Origin of the sequence: Pseudalkalibacillus sp. NRS-1564 (genome assembly GCF_050467905.1) — a bacterium.
GTDB classification, from domain to species: domain Bacteria; phylum Bacillota; class Bacilli; order Bacillales; family Guptibacillaceae; genus Guptibacillus; species Guptibacillus hwajinpoensis_B.
The window spans coordinates 1-16,484 of the sequence record NZ_JBITPM010000022.1; the positions used below are offsets into that span (position 1 = coordinate 1).

Here is a 16,484-nt window from a genome sequence, read left to right on the forward strand (position 1 = left end):
CTTTTCTATTGCAAAATACACCTGTTCCTCATTTGGACCAGTAAACATATTTTCCAACACTGTTTTAATATTTTCCTGAGCTTCTTTTGATTTGTCTACTTTCGGTTCACTCCCCTCTGAACTGTTACCCGTTTCTTCGGAGTTCGCGCAACCGACAGCTATTAGAAGGATTCCCAGCATTATAAAAGGTAGAAAGTACTTCTTCATTGTTTTCATTGTTTAACTCCCTCCCATTCTTCAAATTCATAACACATTAACCCAATCCATCTATATATATCCTTTATAACTAACCCGCTTATTCAAGAAACTTGCCCTAAGACTGAACCTTCCACACCATTCGCCCATCCTTATTTTACCATAAAATAGATCTATCAAATTTATAAGCCCTGTTACAACTCACAGGTCTTTTCATGCACCAGTTTTAAAGAAGCACTTCAAAGTAGCATTATTCACCAAACTTCAGAAGATGTTTAAGGAAAGGAAAACAGTCTCTAGTCATGTTCCCATATAAGCAAATTAAAAGGAGCCCGCTTCATCACCTAAGTTGAAGCGAGCCCCTTTTTAATTCAATGGACATCATTTATTAAAAATCTTTTTCAGAAAGATAGTTCATCTGAGGACTTTGCTTTTGGTCCCCTACTTCTTTTCCTGTTTCTTTCACAGCTTCCTTCGCACGTCGAACAGCATGACCGTATTTACGCTCCCAACTCTTCGTTGCAATAGCGAATGCAATAAGCGTTACAACTGAAAGAGCTCCAGTCGCTGGTAGGAATGAAGGCGAGATCACCCCATCTGCATAAGCTACACCAATTGGTGAGAAAAGGATGTACGTTTCGCAAATGCTTGCGATTAATAAAATACCAGCTGGCGCGCTGTATTTCCACGGTGTCATGTTGACCTTTGAAGCCTTCGGGAAAACATAAGCTTTTTTCTGTGGCTTAACGTAAGCAATCCCAAACATGATCGCCACTTCAGCGACAAATAGAATACCGTAAATATGAATAAAGTGAATGTCGAGCGGAAGACCAAAGAGCTGTTCTGTTCCCCACACCATCATGTAGTAAGCGACCACATGGAAAACAATCGCTACCTTCGCCGCTAATGCCGGCACCTTCTTCGAGATAATTCCGATCAATACAACAGCCACAATAGGGATGTTGAAAAAGCCTGTGAATTTTCGAATCAGGTCCCATAGTCCGTTCGGTGCGTACATCAACATCGGTGACACGAAAAACGTCACGAGTGCAATAATGGAGCCAAACCACTTACTAGATTTAATCAGCTGTTCGTCTGAGGCATCCTTTTTAAACGCAGGCTTATAAATATCAAGTGCAAACATCGTTGAAGCACTATTCAATAGGGAGTTGTACGAACTTAAGACGGCCCCAAGCAATACAGCTAAGAAAAAGCCAGATAAGTAAGGTGGCAGCACATTGGTTACGAGCGTAGGATACGCCAGGTCAACGGACTTAAGATTCCCACCGTAAAGGTGAAAAGCGATAACACCCGGAATCATCATGAAAATCGGAATGAGAAGCTTAAAGAATCCGGAAAAAATAACGCCTTTCTGGCCTTCCTTTAAGTTCTGTGCACCGAGCGTGCGCTGAATGACGTATTGATTTGTTGCCCAGTAAAACATGTTAGCGATAATCAGACCGGTGAAAATTGTACCGAATGGAACCGAATCATCCGCTCCGCCAATCGCATTCAGTTTTTCGGGATTTGTCGTTGTGATGGTTTTTACACCGTTTAGAAAGGCGCCATCTCCAAGTGCGACAAGTCCGAGAATCGGAACGAGCGCTCCGATAATGAGTAGACCGACTCCATTGATTGTATCGGAAACGGCAACGGCTTTTAACCCGCCGAAGATCGCATACACCGCACCGATGATGCCGATCCCCCAAATTACAACCCAGATCGACTGGGTGTATGTAATGCCTAAAATCGATGGTACATCAAACAATTTCAGAACGGCTAGAGCCCCAGAGTAGAGCATCGAAGGAATCGTGACGAGTACGTACCCAACCATAAATAAAACGACAGTATAGCGACGCACCCCTTCATCAAACCGTTTACTAAGAAATTCAGGAAGGGTTGTAATTGACATGTTCAAATATTTTGGTAGCAAATAAAGTCCCATAAGAACAACCGCTACCCCTGCCGTTACTTCCCAGGCCATGTTCGATAAATTCGTCCGAAACGCCTGACCATTTAATCCAACTAACTGCTCAGCAGAAAGGTTCGTTAGCAAAAGCGATCCAGCAATAAACCCACCGCTCAATCCTCTTCCTGCCAGAAAATAACCTTCTGACCCATTCGTTGTTCCTCTTGTTTTGCGATAAGCTATGTATCCAACAAGCACCATGAATGCTATACACGTAAGCAATGTAAACCATAGTGACTGCATCTTGACTCCTCCTCTACCCCAAGAAAAAAATTTTCTCGTATGATTGTAGTAGATGGAATATCCTTTTTATTATATTAGTAAACATTTATTTGAAATTCGGGGTAGAAAACAGGTGAAAGTTAGTAAAAAAGGAGTGGAATTCGGAAGATAATCTCTCATATAAAAAAGAGCATATAGTTCTTTCTAGTAAATCAGGAGGTTTTCTAACATAATTAATAGACAAAAGTGAATGTTGCGAAATTATCCCTCTCCCTATACACTTACTCAACAAAATACTATACCTTTACTCTCTATAACAGAAATAGAAAATTCCTAACAGAACGAATCTCTCTATCACAATGAAAAGAGGTGAGTGCATGTATTCTACTGGTATGAGCACATTTGAATTTGTGATCTACTTCGCATTTATCATGCTATGTTTTGGGATTAGGATCTATCGCGAACGTGTTAAAGAGCAAAAAATGGAAATCCATCAGTTGAAAGAGGAAAATGAAAAGCTGAAAGAAGCCGTGCGTTATTATCATGAACAGCGGAGGAGTATGGGTTGAAAACGGAATAAAGATAAGGAATTTAATCACAAGCAAACCATTATTCTAAAATATAAAAGACACATCCAAGCTGCATTCTGGATGTGTCTTTTGGATATTTATGATAAATCGCACTTTCATTGATTACTTATTCAAAGCCCACCCACGTAATCTCTCTCACTTTTTCATTAAATGAAAATTTCATTAAATGAGGTGCGTCACCATATGGATTTTCCACCTCTACTTCCCATGTGGACTCGTACTGTTGGATGTTGGTTTTTGGGGTTTCTTTTCGTACGCGTATGTATTCCTCTTCAGTAACGACCTTCTCTTCACCATTCTTCTTTAGAATGTACTTTCGATCTTTCTCATAGCCAATGTTATCCCCCGTATGACTCTCTAACCAATTTTCTACTTCGGTAGAGTTTTGTTGAGCGATATCCAGGATATTGGCTTCCGTGATTTGCGGCTTTTTCTCTAAGAGATCAAAAAGAAAGTACTCACGATAATCGCAATCCGCATCACAAACATCGACCACAAGCGCATCAGCTGGTAATTCACTACTTTCTACCTTTTCCTTACCGGCAGTACTAATTCTGTAGGATTCGTCATCCGTCTGAGGGTGATTTGTTCGTTGACCGCTCGCACTTAAATAGAAAGCATCCACATCCTTTTCTTTAAGCATAGGCTTCTTTATAAGGTCGATTTGTTTCAAGAAAAAATCCGCTTCCGTCAGCGTTTGACCCGCAAAATGTATTCCCTCACTTCCAACCTTCGTTCGTTCTACTATAAATTCCTCATCATTAGCTGCAAGTTCAATATTGTAGTGAACCTTCTCGGGAGAAGCGTTCTCTTCCACAACCATATTGAAATCGTTAATTGTTCCTTCATCACTGATTTCCATATCAAAATCGATTACTTTTGAAGAATCATTTTCATTTCCGAGCTTATTATGTATGTTCTTCCATTCTTCCGCTAAACTTCCACTATAGAAATTAGTATGAAGAAGAGCGACTTCCTGTGGTTGTTCATATAAAAAAGTTTGAACCCAAGGAACAATTGATGAGGTTACGAAGATAAATAAACCTACATAAACAGCACGCTTCTTAGCCTTCACATTTACTTTAGTTTTAGTGAAAAACAAGAAGTATACGAGGGCGCCGAGTGGAAGCCGCCAATCATTGAGTTGCAACGAAAATCCTCCAAGAAACGTATAGCCGATCAGCTTTAAGAACAAATAGTGTTCAGAATCAGCCGCTTTCCGAAAAATAATAATGAGAACTATTAGGATGAGAACGTAATATAACAACCAAATCAAGTTTTCCATGTTTCACCTCCTATCTAAACCGTATCATAGTGATGGTGCCTGTCACCACCCGTTTTCACTCGAACATTGTCGAAACGGTCCACTCCACCTAATCGTCACTCTAAGGCGGTTTGTGATCTCCTTTTAACTCCACTATAATGGAGGGTAAGCTACTTAACAGGCTAGAAAGGAGTACGACATGTTTACGACATATCGCTCTAAAATGACAACCTGGAGAACGGTTTTCTTCATCTTCATCAGCGCGCTTACAACGCTTGCCATGTTTTTGATTGATCCGGTATCTTCTAGCTCCGGCGAATCTGCCGCTCTATATATCATGATTTTTATTTTAGTTGGGTGTGCGCTCTCGATATTAATGGCATTCGTTGTATATCGAACAAGCGATGAGAAAAAAGGATGGGCTACGATCGGATTGCTGCTTACACTTTTCAACATCGCTGTAATCGCTTACTTTATCTATGTGGGTCTTCGGCTAGCATAAGCTGATTGAATATAAACCAAAAACGTCACTCATAAAAATCACTAAACAAAACAAGCGTCTTCCCTTTTACGGATGGGAAGACGCTTGTTTATGGACAGCTTCCATATGCTAACATCCCTTAAGCCTATTCTCTTTCTAACAAAAGAACATCCTAACCAAGCATGCTTCGTGATAAAATACAATAAAAGGAAATTCACTAAAAGGACTGAATCCAATGCCAAATCAATACTTTATTGGTATCACACCACCACCCGACTATCTTGCCAAAGTTGAACATTTCCAAAGAAAATGGATCAACTTCCTAGGAGTAGAACCACATATTACTCTGAAGGCGCAGGGCGGATTAACTCCCGACAAGAAGTGGATCGAAAAAGTGGAGAACGTGTGTAAAAAGATACAGCCTTTCATACTAACATTAGCGAAACCTAACTACTTCGGTGACAATATCCTCTATCTAAGTGTCATTTCCGATTCGTTATTTTCGCTCCATGAAGCCATTGTAAAGGCGATTTCTCCACCCGAAGAGCTCATCAAGCAATACTTTGAATTAGATGACTACGTTGGGCATCTAACTCTCGGCAAAGAACAGTACGGTATATCGAAATCTGATTTAAAGGATATGGAGCTTTTAGCAGAACAGGAACTCACGCCCTATCCAACGTTCACAGTAGAATCCATTCGTATTTATGAATTAAAGCCTAGCAGCAAGCGGTACGAACCTTATGTAGATCTTCCGCTAGGAGCAAATCTATAACTTATTTGAACCCCTCCGTTTCTTCGAGACGTAGGGGTTCTTCTATCTTCTTAATCTCACAAGATCCTGAGCTTCCATAATAGAAAAAGAAATGAAAGATCCTCTCTTCATAACATATGATGAACAAATGCATCGTTTCGGAAGGAGTGGCACAGATGCTCGAAAAATTCGTAGATCGCCTCCCTATCATGCCAATCATTCAACCCGTTAAAATAAATCACGGGATTCCCGTTTATGAAGTAGCTATGAAGGAAAGTTTTCAAAAGCTTCATCGCGATTTGCCTGCAACACGCGTTTGGGGATATAACGGGCAATACCCTGGACCTACGTTTCAAGTTCACCGAAATCACCCGATTCGTGTTCTTTGGAAAAACGAGCTACCTGAAAATCATTTTCTCCCAATTGACCACACCGTTCATGGGGCTGGCACAAACGTTCCTGACGTTCGTACTGTTGTGCATCTTCACGGTGGGGTAACACCTGATACGAGCGATGGTTATCCTGAGGCGTGGTTCACTCGAGGATTTCAACAGGGAGGACCCTATTTCACCGATCCCATTTATGAATATCCAAATCATCAAGCAGCTACGACCCTCTGGTATCACGACCATGCGATGGGGATTACCCGATTAAATATCTATGCGGGTCTCGCTGGAATGTATATCGTTCATGACGAAGAAGAGCGATCCCTCGGGCTACCAGAAGGTGAGTTTGATATCCCACTTCTTCTTCAAGATCGTTCTTTCCATCGTGATGGCTCTTTGTACTATCCTGCTGAGCCAGACCCTCCTGTCGAAGGCGTTACGCCATCGGTCCTTCCAGATTTCTTCGGTAAAGCCAATCTTGTTAACGGGATGGTATGGCCTTATCTGGAAGTCGAGCCGAGGAAATACAGATTTAGAATCCTAAATGGATCAAACGCAAGATTCTATCGATTCTCCCTATCCAAACAGCTCCCAATCGTTCAAATCGGCACAGATCAGGGGCTGCTAGGAAAGCCGGTGCCTGTCACCCGCGTTTTGATCGCTCCTGCTGAACGTGTCGACGTCGTTATTGATTTCAGTCGCTCGGCAGGTGAAACCCTTACCTTAATGAACGATGCCGCCTCCCCATATCCTCAAGGGAAATCTCCGAATCCAAAAACAACGGGAGTAATCATGCAGTTCCGTGTGAAGAAGAAGCTCTCTCGTCCCGATCAAAGCGTAGTTCCTCAGACATTGTCTCGGTACCAGCTCATAAACGAACAACAATCAAACAACCAACGAAACCTTCTCCTTAACATGAGACCTGATCAATACAAACGATCGATTCACCTATTAAACAATCAGCTATGGTCTGATCCAATCAGTGAAAAACCACAGTTAGGTGATGTAGAAATATGGAGTTTAGTCAATGTCACACACGCAACTCACCCGATTCATCTTCACCTCGTTCGCTTCCAAATTCTTGATCGGCAGCCTTTTGATCAGAATCTGTATGAAAAGCAAGGAAAAATCGTACCAACCGGCCCACGCATGAAGCCAGATCCCAATGAACAGGGATGGAAAGATACCGTGCGAGCAAACCCAAAAGAAATTACTCGGATCATCATGAAGTTCGTACCTTATGCAGGTTTGTTTGTATGGCACTGTCATATTCTCGAGCATGAAGATTATGAAATGATGCGACCTTATGTAGTGGTCAAAAAATAAGAGAGGGGTCAGGTACGTACCTGACCCCCTCTTTGGATTTCTTCACCTCAAAATGGTATTCTTATTCCGATAATAGCTTACATAAAAGGAGCCTACATATGACGAACCCATCTATTTGCGTGATTGGCGCAGGCTTTCATGCAACGACGAACATTTATCCCGCTCTTGTCGAAACAGGTGCAACGATTACGGCTGTCGCTACACGAAACTTAGAACGCTCAGAGCAAACACTCCTTCGTTTTGGAAGCAAAGGAACGCCGTATGATAATCACAAGAAAATGCTAGAACAAGAATCATGTGACGGCGTCATCGTTGTCGCACAGCCAACAGACCAGGCAGCCCTTGTTATGGACTGTATTCAAGCAGGAAAGAATGTATATGTCGAAAAGCCGCTCGGCATGACAACGGAAGAGTCAGAACTAGCGGCAGATGCTGCGGAGAAAGCTGGCGTAAAGCTCATGGTTGGCTTTATGAAGCGCTATGCGCCGATTTATGAGCAGCTTCACTCGCATATTACAAGTGAAGAACTAGGATCAGTTCGTTCATTCGAAGCACGATTCGCCGTTGATACAACACCCTTTTGCCAGAATGATGAAGAATTCCTAAAGTTTGCTGCCATTCACATCGTTGATTTAGTTCGCTACCTATTTGGAGAAACAGCAGCTGTAAGTGGATTTAAAAATAGCTCAAGTTCACACGTCAATCAAAGCATTAGTCTTCAATTCGAAAGCGGAACAGTCGGCACCCTTTCGTTCACCGGAATGACAGCCTGGTCTAGAGAAAGCGAGAAACTGACGGTTACGTTTGATCACGGGTTCGCCTCAGCCGATGAGATTCACACCCTAACCGTGCACAAATCTCAACCCTTTAACGAACTCCCGTGGAAAGCACCGGCTGAATCCGATTCCGTCTACAGCCCTTCCGCCTCAACGATGTCAGGCTCTATGAGAGATCTCTATCTCCGCGGCTTTGTCGGTGAAATGCAACACTTCGTCTCATGCTGTACAACAAATGAGACGCCCCGCTCAGATGGAAAAGATAACATTCGTACGATGGCGTTGATCGATCGGATTTTGAAGACGTTAGATTAACAAATCCATACTAATTCGTTCACATTTTCTAATCACAAAAAACTCCGTAGATTGCTACGGAGTTTTTCAATTACACTATAAACGATTTCTACCTTTCTACTCGCCGCTTCTTTCTCTCCATCAAAACGACGATCAAGGCACTAGCCGTGACAACCAGCATAAAAATATTAAGCCAGGTTAATTGGATGTCCCAAAAGTAACCGACCCCAGAAATAATAACATTCAATAGCATGATTACAATAAAAGCATTTTCACTTTTAGTAGATTTCCTGTTTTCAAAAAACAAGCCCATGATCATTCACCAACAATCTTATAAAATAGGGTGCATTCATTATTCAACTACTATTTCAAAGCCCGTCCACATACTCCTTCGCTTCCAACAGCGATAACCCAAATACTTCTCGCGCTTTTTTCACGGCTTCTACCGTTTTTCCTTCTTTCATGAGCTCTCGCAATTCATCGTTAATCGGATGTTCAGGCAAATCCAGATGCTGGGCCATTCGATTTAACTGATCGTGCATACTTTTCATTCGCACGCTAAGACTATTCATCTGAGCACTTACTCGAAAAACGAGATAAAAAACAGCTGCTAACAAGCCTACAAGTGCAATCTCCATCACGTCAACATTCCCCCTTCCTCATTTCAAACAGCTATAAATACAACCATACTGATAGCACACCGAAAACAACGATAAATAAACCGTGTCCCAGCCAGCGATATTTCTTATGAATACCAACCCGGCTTTCTAAATGTCTAAAGTACATGGCACAGCACAAAAGTCCTAAGAAACCGATCCAGAAGCCTTGTTGATCATTGTAAACGATGGCTAGTTTGATTATTCCTAATCCTACAAACGCCATGCCAACAGATCCTATCGCAGTATAAAAAAACAATCCTAACTGATTGTTCACAAGCTTCACCACCAAAGCACTTTTTAAAACTAGCTCACTGACTAAAATGATAGTTAAATAGCACAAATCCCATAAATAAAACGTCAGCTTCTGCCTTATATGTATCTACCATGTCTAACTCGTAAATCGAATTTCCTACTTCCGCTCTTTTCCCTTCAGCAATCTTATGGTTATCTCTACGTATCACTGTTTTAGACCCAATTCCAAATGACTGATAATGATAGGTGTGATCATAATAGTTAAGATAGAGACTTTCCTTTAACTTGGCGACATTTTTGACTGAGTAGTCCATTTGAATGCTGCCTACTTCATCGTTATTGGAGAAAATCAGCCATTCATTTGTTCCGCGAATGCTATTTTCATTTTTACCTTTTAAAACGATGTGATGACCATCTTCTGACGAAAACGCTAGATTAAGAAACCATCTTCCTGGGCTGTCCATAATATCTGCGACAACTCGCTTCCACGGCTTGTGATAAAATCGCTTGTATTCTCCAACAAGTTCCTGTCCGTCAAACACTCGCTTCGGCGCTGCTGAGACTCGATCTCCTAGGCGTGTCACCATACGTTCTTCATCCGCTTCTGGCTGAAAAGCAAGATCCTTCTTATGCTGCCACTTCATCACAAAAAGAATCAATATAGCCGCCACCGGAAAAACCATTAGCAACAAGAGCTGATCCATCTCGAATTTCCCTAGAAACAAATAGCGTAGAGCTAACCCTATAAACCCTACAACAAATAGTAAAAGTAGTTTACCCAAAATGAACTCCTTTCTCGCCAAACACAATCCAATGATTAACAAAATATCCATTTTTGTTACACTACTATTTACGAATCGATTTAATAAAAGTTTCACACCTTATCACAGGCTAGCCCTTATCCCCACCCTCTAACAAGAAAGATCCTCACCAGCTCGCCATTGATTAATCGCTTCTTTCACAAATTCCTCCACGCCGCTTCCCTGTAAATCAATTGATTTTTTAATCCGGATACATCCTTTCCCACAATCCAAACCATTCAATAATTCACTTGCTCGATCAATTTTCTTAATATCTCCTACATAAAGGCTTACATAGGACTTTTGAGCATTAAGATTAAACAACACGCTCGATTTCCCCTTATAGCTAAGCATTTTATATTGAATGCCTTCTTTAAGCTCTGGAGCATTTTCGAGTATATACTGTCGTACTGTAAGGAGCTTTTCCTTCCTCCAATCATCCTTTAGCTTTTCGAAATATTCCTCTGGTGTTTTCGCTTCATATTGCATGTTTTAGTCTCCTTCTTATTATTAAAATAAGCCACCGTACTAGCAAGAAAGACCAAATTGCTCTCGCGCCTCCACTTTCGGAAAGCGCTTAAAACCATTAACCTATTAGATAACTCTTGATAGATACATAAAAATTAAAGAGTGCGGCAACGAAAAAGAAATAACCTAAGTAGGGTGTAGCCTCTTTTTTACAATATTCTATCCCCATAACCAACATAAGACTGCCTAGAAACAGCATCATATAAGGTATTGCCGCATAATCCTCCGTTATACTCGCATATACAATTATAGAAAACGTTCCGACCGCTAAACCGATCCTAGTTCTTTTTAATATCTCATCCACCTCCTCTTCATACGTACTTCTATCATTTATAAACTAGCTTTTCCCCCTTACGTCTGCTTATTAAAACTCCTAACCCCATGAAGCCAAACCCTACAAGATTCATGAGGAAATTACCGATGTTGCCGAAGTCGTTTACTCTTAATCCTATCAAAAAACTACCTAACAAGATTAGTGGTATCACGATAAAATACCTCAAATGGGCCCCTCCCGTTTGCCATATTAATCATAAAAACCCTCAACCTAAATAATACCATCTTTCGCCAATTATTAGTTTTCATTCGAGACAATTAATGAAAGCACTATCGCACAAATATTTTCGATTAGATCTGGAACCCTCTCTTATTTTCCTTTAAGCTTGATAAAGAAATAACTGAAAGGTTGATTGTTTGAAGAAGTTACTATTCATGTTTTTATTGTGTTTATTCGTCTTCTTTCCTATAGAAGACACGCTTGCTGATTTTGTGAAAGAAGAATTATCCACTCAAAAACGAAAGCTCCGGCGGAAAACAACCGGCAATCCAATGCTAGAGAATATAGAGAGAAAACAAACACCCTTCTATTATCCACTCAAACTAGTAAAACCACATGGAATAGCGTTGAGACCTCACATAAGCTTTTGACCACACATGTACAGGCACTAGAAAACGGGAAATACCGCGTAAATGTTGTGATGGAATGGAAGAAAGTGCCCAAGAAGCGATTACATGATGTGATTAGCTTCGCTTTGCCTGAGCTTGGAGATGATTACAACATAGAGGCAAACTCGTTAACCGGAAAGCAGCTTGTCGTTGCGGAGAACATTGAAACCGGGGAGACCAGAACGATCGCTTACGAGTATACGAATACCCCGTCGGAAGAGGCAGATTTCTTTTATGTTTCTCCAGCGGAACGAGTCGTTCTAAGTCAAAACTTAAAAAATGACTGGGGCGACTACAAGGTTCGTAGCATCATCCAAACGCTTACTGGTGTGATCCAAGAGAGCGAGGAACTAAATACACATGCTCTTCACGTTAATGGGGGTTATAGTCATCAAATTCACCCTGATGAGAATTGGAGCGTACGCTTTTTCCCGTATGAATTCAGGATTGATATCAATCAGTTGGTGAACGGGGATCCTTATCAAACACCCGATTCATTTGATCGTTACCTACAAGCTGAAACGCAGCTCATTATGAAATAACTTTCACTTGCACGCAAAAAAAGAGCTCGCCATGAGCCCTTTTTTTGCGTAAATCTTTATTCAGTAACGCCTACCTGATCCCAGGCTGACGCGACACTATTGTACGTAGTAGATCCGGTGCCGTATAAATCACCTGCTGATTGTAGGAAAGCCGATCTTGCGTCACTAAAGTCACTCGTTGGAGTGAGGTATGTTGTAAGAGCACGGTAATAAATTTGCTCTGCTTTGCTATCCCCAATGCTTTCGATCGTGTAATATGCCGCTTTGTTTGGAATACCACTGTTCGTATGAACGCCACCATTATCTTGAGACGTTTGAACGTAGTCATCCATATGAGACGGCTGGTTGTATGCTTCTGGATTCGATAGACTTCTTAGCGCATCTCCAGGTGTACCAGGCGTATAGACGTCTTCCCCCATAAGATAATCTTCAGGCTCGATGAAATATCCGAACACATCTGACATTGATTCGTTCAGTGCTCCTGATTGGTTACGATACTGTAGTCCCGCTGTGCGTTCTGTTACTGCGTGCGTTATTTCATGACCAACAACATCTAGCGCTGCTGATAATGGAGCAAAAGTGGTCCCATCGCCGTCACCATAAACCATTTGCGTTCCGTCCCGGAAAGCGTTGTTATAGTTTGAGCCATAGTGAACTGTAGAACGAATTGTTGCACCGTTATCATCAAAGCTATCGCGATTATGTGTCGACTCATAATAGTCATAAACAACACCTGCATTGTAGTGCGCATCAACAGCTGCCGCTTGATCTGAAGAAACAAACTGATTGTCATCATCTGTTACGATCGCGCCAGGAAGGCTTGATCCATTATTCGCACTATACGTCTCTATGAGGCCACCTTTTGTCACGTCACGAAGAAGATAGCTACCATTTTGTGATACTGTATTTAGCGTTTTCTGATCACCCAATACGCCCGTTCCTGTTCCTGTCTCGGCGCCGTCAGCTAGTGCATTATACGCTTCTACAACGGAACCATCGCGAGCATCCACATAGATTTGCCAGTTAGCAGGATAAGGATCAATAAAGTTCAGCTGCACTTTATAAGCAAGAACATAGCGATCGCCGTCCTTATAAACGACTTTTTCTCCCTTATCCGTCATGTTTTTATTATCACGAAGACTTGTTTCAGGTTGTACATCAACATGGTTCCATGCCGTGTTAACCGCTTCTTCCTCAGATACCTTCGCATTCTTACTTCCTTCAAATTTCTTTACAGCGTCTGGATGCAAATTGCCGTTCACGGCTGCAACTTCCCCATCCTTATCTGTATGTACGATGAATGTCGCTCCATCAAGTGGTACTCCATTTACCGTTTGAACATATGTGTAATGAGTCATGCCTAGCTTATCTTTCGATTGATCGATCAGCTTAAGATCATTCTCATTCACCTGGAATAAGGCTTCATTTTCCTGTAGATATTGCTGAACATCTCCTTCACTCGCAACCTTTTGTTCTGATAGTTTACCAGATAAGAAAGATGGCACTTTCCGTTCCTTTTCCCAGCTTTCCTTTACAATCTCCATCTTTTCAAGTGCCTGCTTCTGATCCACGTTCAAATCCTTTGGTGAAGCAGCTGATGCAGTTGGTAGTGCGCCCCCAAATGCAAGTCCTGTCGCAAGTGCGACGGCGATTCCCTTTTTCAAAAAATCTCCTCCCCTTCTCGGAATGTTTTGAATTTTGAATACACTAGTAGCCTATCATAGAATTTCTGGAGGTTGTATTGGGAAATCCGTAAGACGATACGCCCCTATACTCACTATGTTGCCATAACATTTCCCAATAACTTTCTAGAGCTTTACGTGATAAGCTTGATCTAGAACATTTAATGACTGGAAAAATATTCTTTTTATAGAAATCACATGAAAATATAACCATCTATCGTCTGATCACTTGATATAATTGAGTGTAAATGGCAGTCATTTCGTACTACAAGATTGGTATCCAATCTTCTAAGAGGTATTTCCCTTTTTAATTCGCAACAAATAATACACAATACATTTCAATAATAATTATTTCAGTATTATTTCAGAGAAGACAATATAGAGGTTTCTATGTAACGAATTGGAAATCAGTTCAGGCAATATGTGAACGGTCCATTGGTTGACGAACAACTCTAGTTAGATTAGTATCTAATTAGATACTAATCTAACTTATAGGAAGGTGGGTCGTATATTGCAGTTAAACCGATTAGTTAATTTCCATAAAACACTCGGGGATCCAACTCGGATTCGCATTCTTTCGTTGCTCGCTAAAGGTCCTCTCCACGGCCAAGCCATCGCTGGCAAACTTGGATTAAAAGCACCTACGATCACTCATCATATGACGAAATTAAGAGACACCGGCATTGTTTATCCACGTAAGGATAAAAACACCATCTATTACTACATAGATGAGAAGAAATTCCGCTCTTATTCAGAAGCCCTGCCCACTATGCTTTACCAGCCTGACTACGATAAGGAGGACAATTCTGTGAAAACGCAAGCTGTTATTAATAATTTCTTAGCACCAGATGGTACGCTCAAGCACCTCCCTTCTCAACGAAAGAAAAAAATCATTATTCTTAAGCACTTAATCAACGGATTAGAACGAGGGAAAAAGTACCCTGAGAAAGAAATAAATGAGTATATCAAAAAGTTCCATCCCGACTTCGCAACCATTCGTCGAGAATTTATTATCAATCATTTTATGTACCGAGAAAATAACATTTACGAACTAAATCCAGAAGAAATGTGGGCGACGATCGATTAATCGCACGACAGCTAATTGAACTCTGTTAGAGTACAATGGACGAATTCATAAAAAAACGGATTCCCTCATAAGTGAGGAAATCCGTTTTCTTTTTACAATCCGTAATTTGTGACGCCACCATCAACGAAAATATTTTGTCCGGTAATGTAGCTTGATCCTTTAGAAGCGAAGTAAAGAACGGATGTTTTCAGTTCATCCAACTCTCCAATTCGTTTCATTGGCGTTCTCTTATTAATCATTTCTTTAAACTCTGGGTCTTCTAAGGAATCTTTAATGAAATCCGTCTTAAACATCCATGGGCTGATCGCATTCACGGTAATGTTGTTTTCAGCTAATTCGTTAGCGAGCTGCTTCGTTAAGTGAATAACGCCTGCTTTACTTGTCCCATAGACAGAGCTGAAGAAGAGACTTACATCTCCTGCAACAGAAGCGGTATTAATGATGCGACCATATTCCTGTTTCTTCATATATGGCACAACTGCCTGACTCATAAAGAAGACAGACTTCACATTAGTATCCATCACTTTATCCCAGCCATCTTCGTCGAGATTTTCGATCGTGCCAGGTGCATTCGTTCCTGCATTGTTAACGAGAATATCAATTTGTCCATACTCTTCATTGATTGCTGCGGTTACTTTCTCAATGTCCTGCTTACTTGTCACATCGCATGAATAGGCTTTAACTTCTGCACCAGTTTGATCAGCGATTTCCGCAGCTGCATTTTCAACCTTTTCTAGTGAACGTCCAAGCAGAACGACTTTTGATCCGCTTTCTGCAAGCGTTTCTGCCATAAGGCGACCGATTCCGCTACCGCCACCAGTTACGATCGAAACTTTCCCGGTGTTTTTAAATAAATCCATGATCTTCACTTCCTTTTATAATCTAGCATTTAATTCATAAGTATGTTAAATGTTTCTCAATTTGTATGTTAACCAAAAGCTTCTATGCTTCTTCATGAATCAATTCGAACCATACCCCGCTCCTCGTTTAGTCAACGTAGGCTTGTGGAAAACTAATGTGTAGAGCTTACAAGAAAGAATGAACTTCTTTCAACTATAACGACTTACGAAAGGAAACGAACATGGCTATTTTACCTAGAGAATTCTACCAAAAACCGACATTAGAAATAGCGAAGGCTCTCCTCGGCTGCGAGTTAGTGAAGGAAACGGATGAAGGCGTTGCCTCCGGATATATTGTGGAAACAGAAGCATATTTGGGTGCACAGGATCAAGCAGCTCATAGCTTCAACAACAAACGAACGAAACGCACAGAAGTGATGTTCGGGCCTGCAGGGAATGCTTATACGTACGTGATGCACACGCACTGTTTATTCAATGTGGTCAGTGCTGACACCGATGTCCCTGAAGCGATTCTCGTTCGTGCCGTTGAACCTGTTAAAGGATTAGACTTAATGGAGCAGCGAAGACCTGGACGAAAACAAAAGGAATGGACGGATGGTCCCGGAAAATTAACTAAAGCGTTAGGGATTGATCCAAGCGATTATGGGCACGCCTTAGTGCGCCCTCCCCTATATATTCAACATGGCTATACACCAGATCACATCTCTGAAGGAAAACGAATCGGAATTGATAACTCAGGAGAAGCTCGTGACTATCCGTGGAGATTCTGGGTGACTGGAAATCCGTATGTATCGAGGTAGCTCGCAATATGCTTCCCTCAAGTCGCTTTCTTTTATTTTCAAAATCTAAAGGTCTATACTAGTACTATAGCAACA

General features: G+C 41.3%; 17 protein-coding genes and 1 pseudogene. 8 read left to right on the forward strand and 10 right to left on the reverse strand.

Features of this window, described 5'->3' with window-relative positions:
• Nucleotides 1-216, reverse strand: a pseudogene (locus tag ACIFPW_RS11885) (hypothetical protein); the annotation flags it as partial.
• A gap of 367 nt (nt 217-583) precedes the next feature.
• Nucleotides 584-2,407: a solute:sodium symporter family transporter gene (locus tag ACIFPW_RS11890; protein WP_430244417.1), complete on the reverse strand. Its 1,824-nt coding sequence runs from the start codon at nt 2,405-2,407 to the stop codon at nt 584-586.
• 356 nt (nt 2,408-2,763) lie between these two features.
• Between ACIFPW_RS11890 and ACIFPW_RS11895 the strand changes: the two genes are divergently transcribed.
• Entirely contained in the window at nt 2,764-2,955 is a 192-nt protein-coding gene (locus ACIFPW_RS11895; RefSeq protein WP_430244419.1) for a hypothetical protein, read from the forward strand.
• Nucleotides 2,956-3,082: 127 nt separating this feature from the next.
• On the opposite strand, the gene ACIFPW_RS11900 is transcribed toward ACIFPW_RS11895, so the two are convergent.
• Nucleotides 3,083-4,261 (reverse strand): hypothetical protein, encoded by a 1,179-nt coding sequence (locus ACIFPW_RS11900; protein ID WP_430244422.1) that lies wholly within the window; start codon nt 4,259-4,261, stop codon nt 3,083-3,085.
• Nucleotides 4,262-4,439: 178 nt separating this feature from the next.
• Between ACIFPW_RS11900 and ACIFPW_RS11905 the strand changes: the two genes are divergently transcribed.
• The 4 genes from ACIFPW_RS11905 (at nt 4,440) to ACIFPW_RS11920 (ending at nt 8,278) form a co-directional block, all read left to right on the forward strand.
• A complete protein-coding gene (locus ACIFPW_RS11905; RefSeq protein ID WP_226616584.1) occupies nt 4,440-4,742 on the forward strand; it encodes a hypothetical protein in 303 nt (100 codons plus the stop codon).
• Nucleotides 4,743-4,956: 214 nt separating this feature from the next.
• Nucleotides 4,957-5,496 carry a 2'-5' RNA ligase family protein gene (locus tag ACIFPW_RS11910; RefSeq protein ID WP_430244425.1) on the forward strand — a complete coding sequence of 180 codons (540 nt, stop codon included), beginning with the start codon at nt 4,957-4,959 and terminating at the stop codon, nt 5,494-5,496.
• Nucleotides 5,497-5,651: 155 nt separating this feature from the next.
• Nucleotides 5,652-7,187, forward strand: a complete 1,536-nt coding sequence (locus tag ACIFPW_RS11915; RefSeq protein ID WP_430244427.1) for a multicopper oxidase family protein — start codon at nt 5,652-5,654, stop codon at nt 7,185-7,187.
• Nucleotides 7,188-7,285: 98 nt separating this feature from the next.
• Nucleotides 7,286-8,278 carry a Gfo/Idh/MocA family protein gene (locus ACIFPW_RS11920; RefSeq protein ID WP_430244428.1) on the forward strand — a complete coding sequence of 331 codons (993 nt, stop codon included), beginning with the start codon at nt 7,286-7,288 and terminating at the stop codon, nt 8,276-8,278.
• Between the two features lie 347 nt (nt 8,279-8,625).
• On the opposite strand, the gene ACIFPW_RS11925 is transcribed toward ACIFPW_RS11920, so the two are convergent.
• The 5 genes from ACIFPW_RS11925 to ACIFPW_RS11945 form a co-directional block, all read right to left on the reverse strand.
• Nucleotides 8,626-8,895: a hypothetical protein gene (locus ACIFPW_RS11925; RefSeq protein WP_430244665.1), complete on the reverse strand. Its 270-nt coding sequence runs from the start codon at nt 8,893-8,895 to the stop codon at nt 8,626-8,628.
• A gap of 34 nt (nt 8,896-8,929) precedes the next feature.
• The gene (locus tag ACIFPW_RS11930) at nt 8,930-9,190 is read right to left on the reverse strand and encodes a hypothetical protein (RefSeq protein WP_430244430.1); all 261 of its coding nucleotides are present in this window, start codon (nt 9,188-9,190) and stop codon (nt 8,930-8,932) included.
• Between the two features lie 34 nt (nt 9,191-9,224).
• Nucleotides 9,225-9,950 carry a tubby C-terminal domain-like protein gene (locus tag ACIFPW_RS11935; protein ID WP_430244433.1) on the reverse strand — a complete coding sequence of 242 codons (726 nt, stop codon included), beginning with the start codon at nt 9,948-9,950 and terminating at the stop codon, nt 9,225-9,227.
• A gap of 129 nt (nt 9,951-10,079) precedes the next feature.
• Nucleotides 10,080-10,457, reverse strand: coding sequence for an iron chaperone (locus ACIFPW_RS11940; RefSeq protein ID WP_430244435.1), 378 nt, complete (start codon nt 10,455-10,457; stop codon nt 10,080-10,082).
• A 97-nt stretch (nt 10,458-10,554) separates the two neighbouring features.
• On the reverse strand, nt 10,555-10,698 hold the full coding sequence (locus ACIFPW_RS11945; RefSeq protein ID WP_430244667.1) for a DUF3953 domain-containing protein: 144 nt from the start codon (nt 10,696-10,698) through the stop codon (nt 10,555-10,557).
• 718 nt (nt 10,699-11,416) lie between these two features.
• On the opposite strand from ACIFPW_RS11945, the gene ACIFPW_RS11950 reads away from it, so the two are divergent.
• On the forward strand, nt 11,417-11,980 hold the full coding sequence (locus ACIFPW_RS11950) for a hypothetical protein (RefSeq protein ID WP_430244437.1): 564 nt from the start codon (nt 11,417-11,419) through the stop codon (nt 11,978-11,980).
• Between the two features lie 56 nt (nt 11,981-12,036).
• Here ACIFPW_RS11950 and ACIFPW_RS11955 read toward each other — a convergent pair whose 3' ends face one another.
• Nucleotides 12,037-13,644: a M4 family metallopeptidase gene (locus tag ACIFPW_RS11955; protein ID WP_430244439.1), complete on the reverse strand. Its 1,608-nt coding sequence runs from the start codon at nt 13,642-13,644 to the stop codon at nt 12,037-12,039.
• Between the two features lie 529 nt (nt 13,645-14,173).
• Here ACIFPW_RS11955 and ACIFPW_RS11960 point away from each other — a divergent pair.
• Nucleotides 14,174-14,749, forward strand: a complete 576-nt coding sequence (locus ACIFPW_RS11960; protein ID WP_430244442.1) for a metalloregulator ArsR/SmtB family transcription factor — start codon at nt 14,174-14,176, stop codon at nt 14,747-14,749.
• Nucleotides 14,750-14,841: 92 nt separating this feature from the next.
• Here ACIFPW_RS11960 and ACIFPW_RS11965 read toward each other — a convergent pair whose 3' ends face one another.
• The gene (locus tag ACIFPW_RS11965) at nt 14,842-15,609 is read right to left on the reverse strand and encodes an SDR family NAD(P)-dependent oxidoreductase (protein ID WP_430244445.1); all 768 of its coding nucleotides are present in this window, start codon (nt 15,607-15,609) and stop codon (nt 14,842-14,844) included.
• Between the two features lie 221 nt (nt 15,610-15,830).
• Between ACIFPW_RS11965 and ACIFPW_RS11970 the strand changes: the two genes are divergently transcribed.
• Complete coding sequence (locus tag ACIFPW_RS11970) at nt 15,831-16,409, forward strand: DNA-3-methyladenine glycosylase (RefSeq protein WP_430244447.1); 579 nt, start codon at nt 15,831-15,833, stop codon at nt 16,407-16,409.
• Nucleotides 16,410-16,484 lie beyond the last annotated feature (75 nt).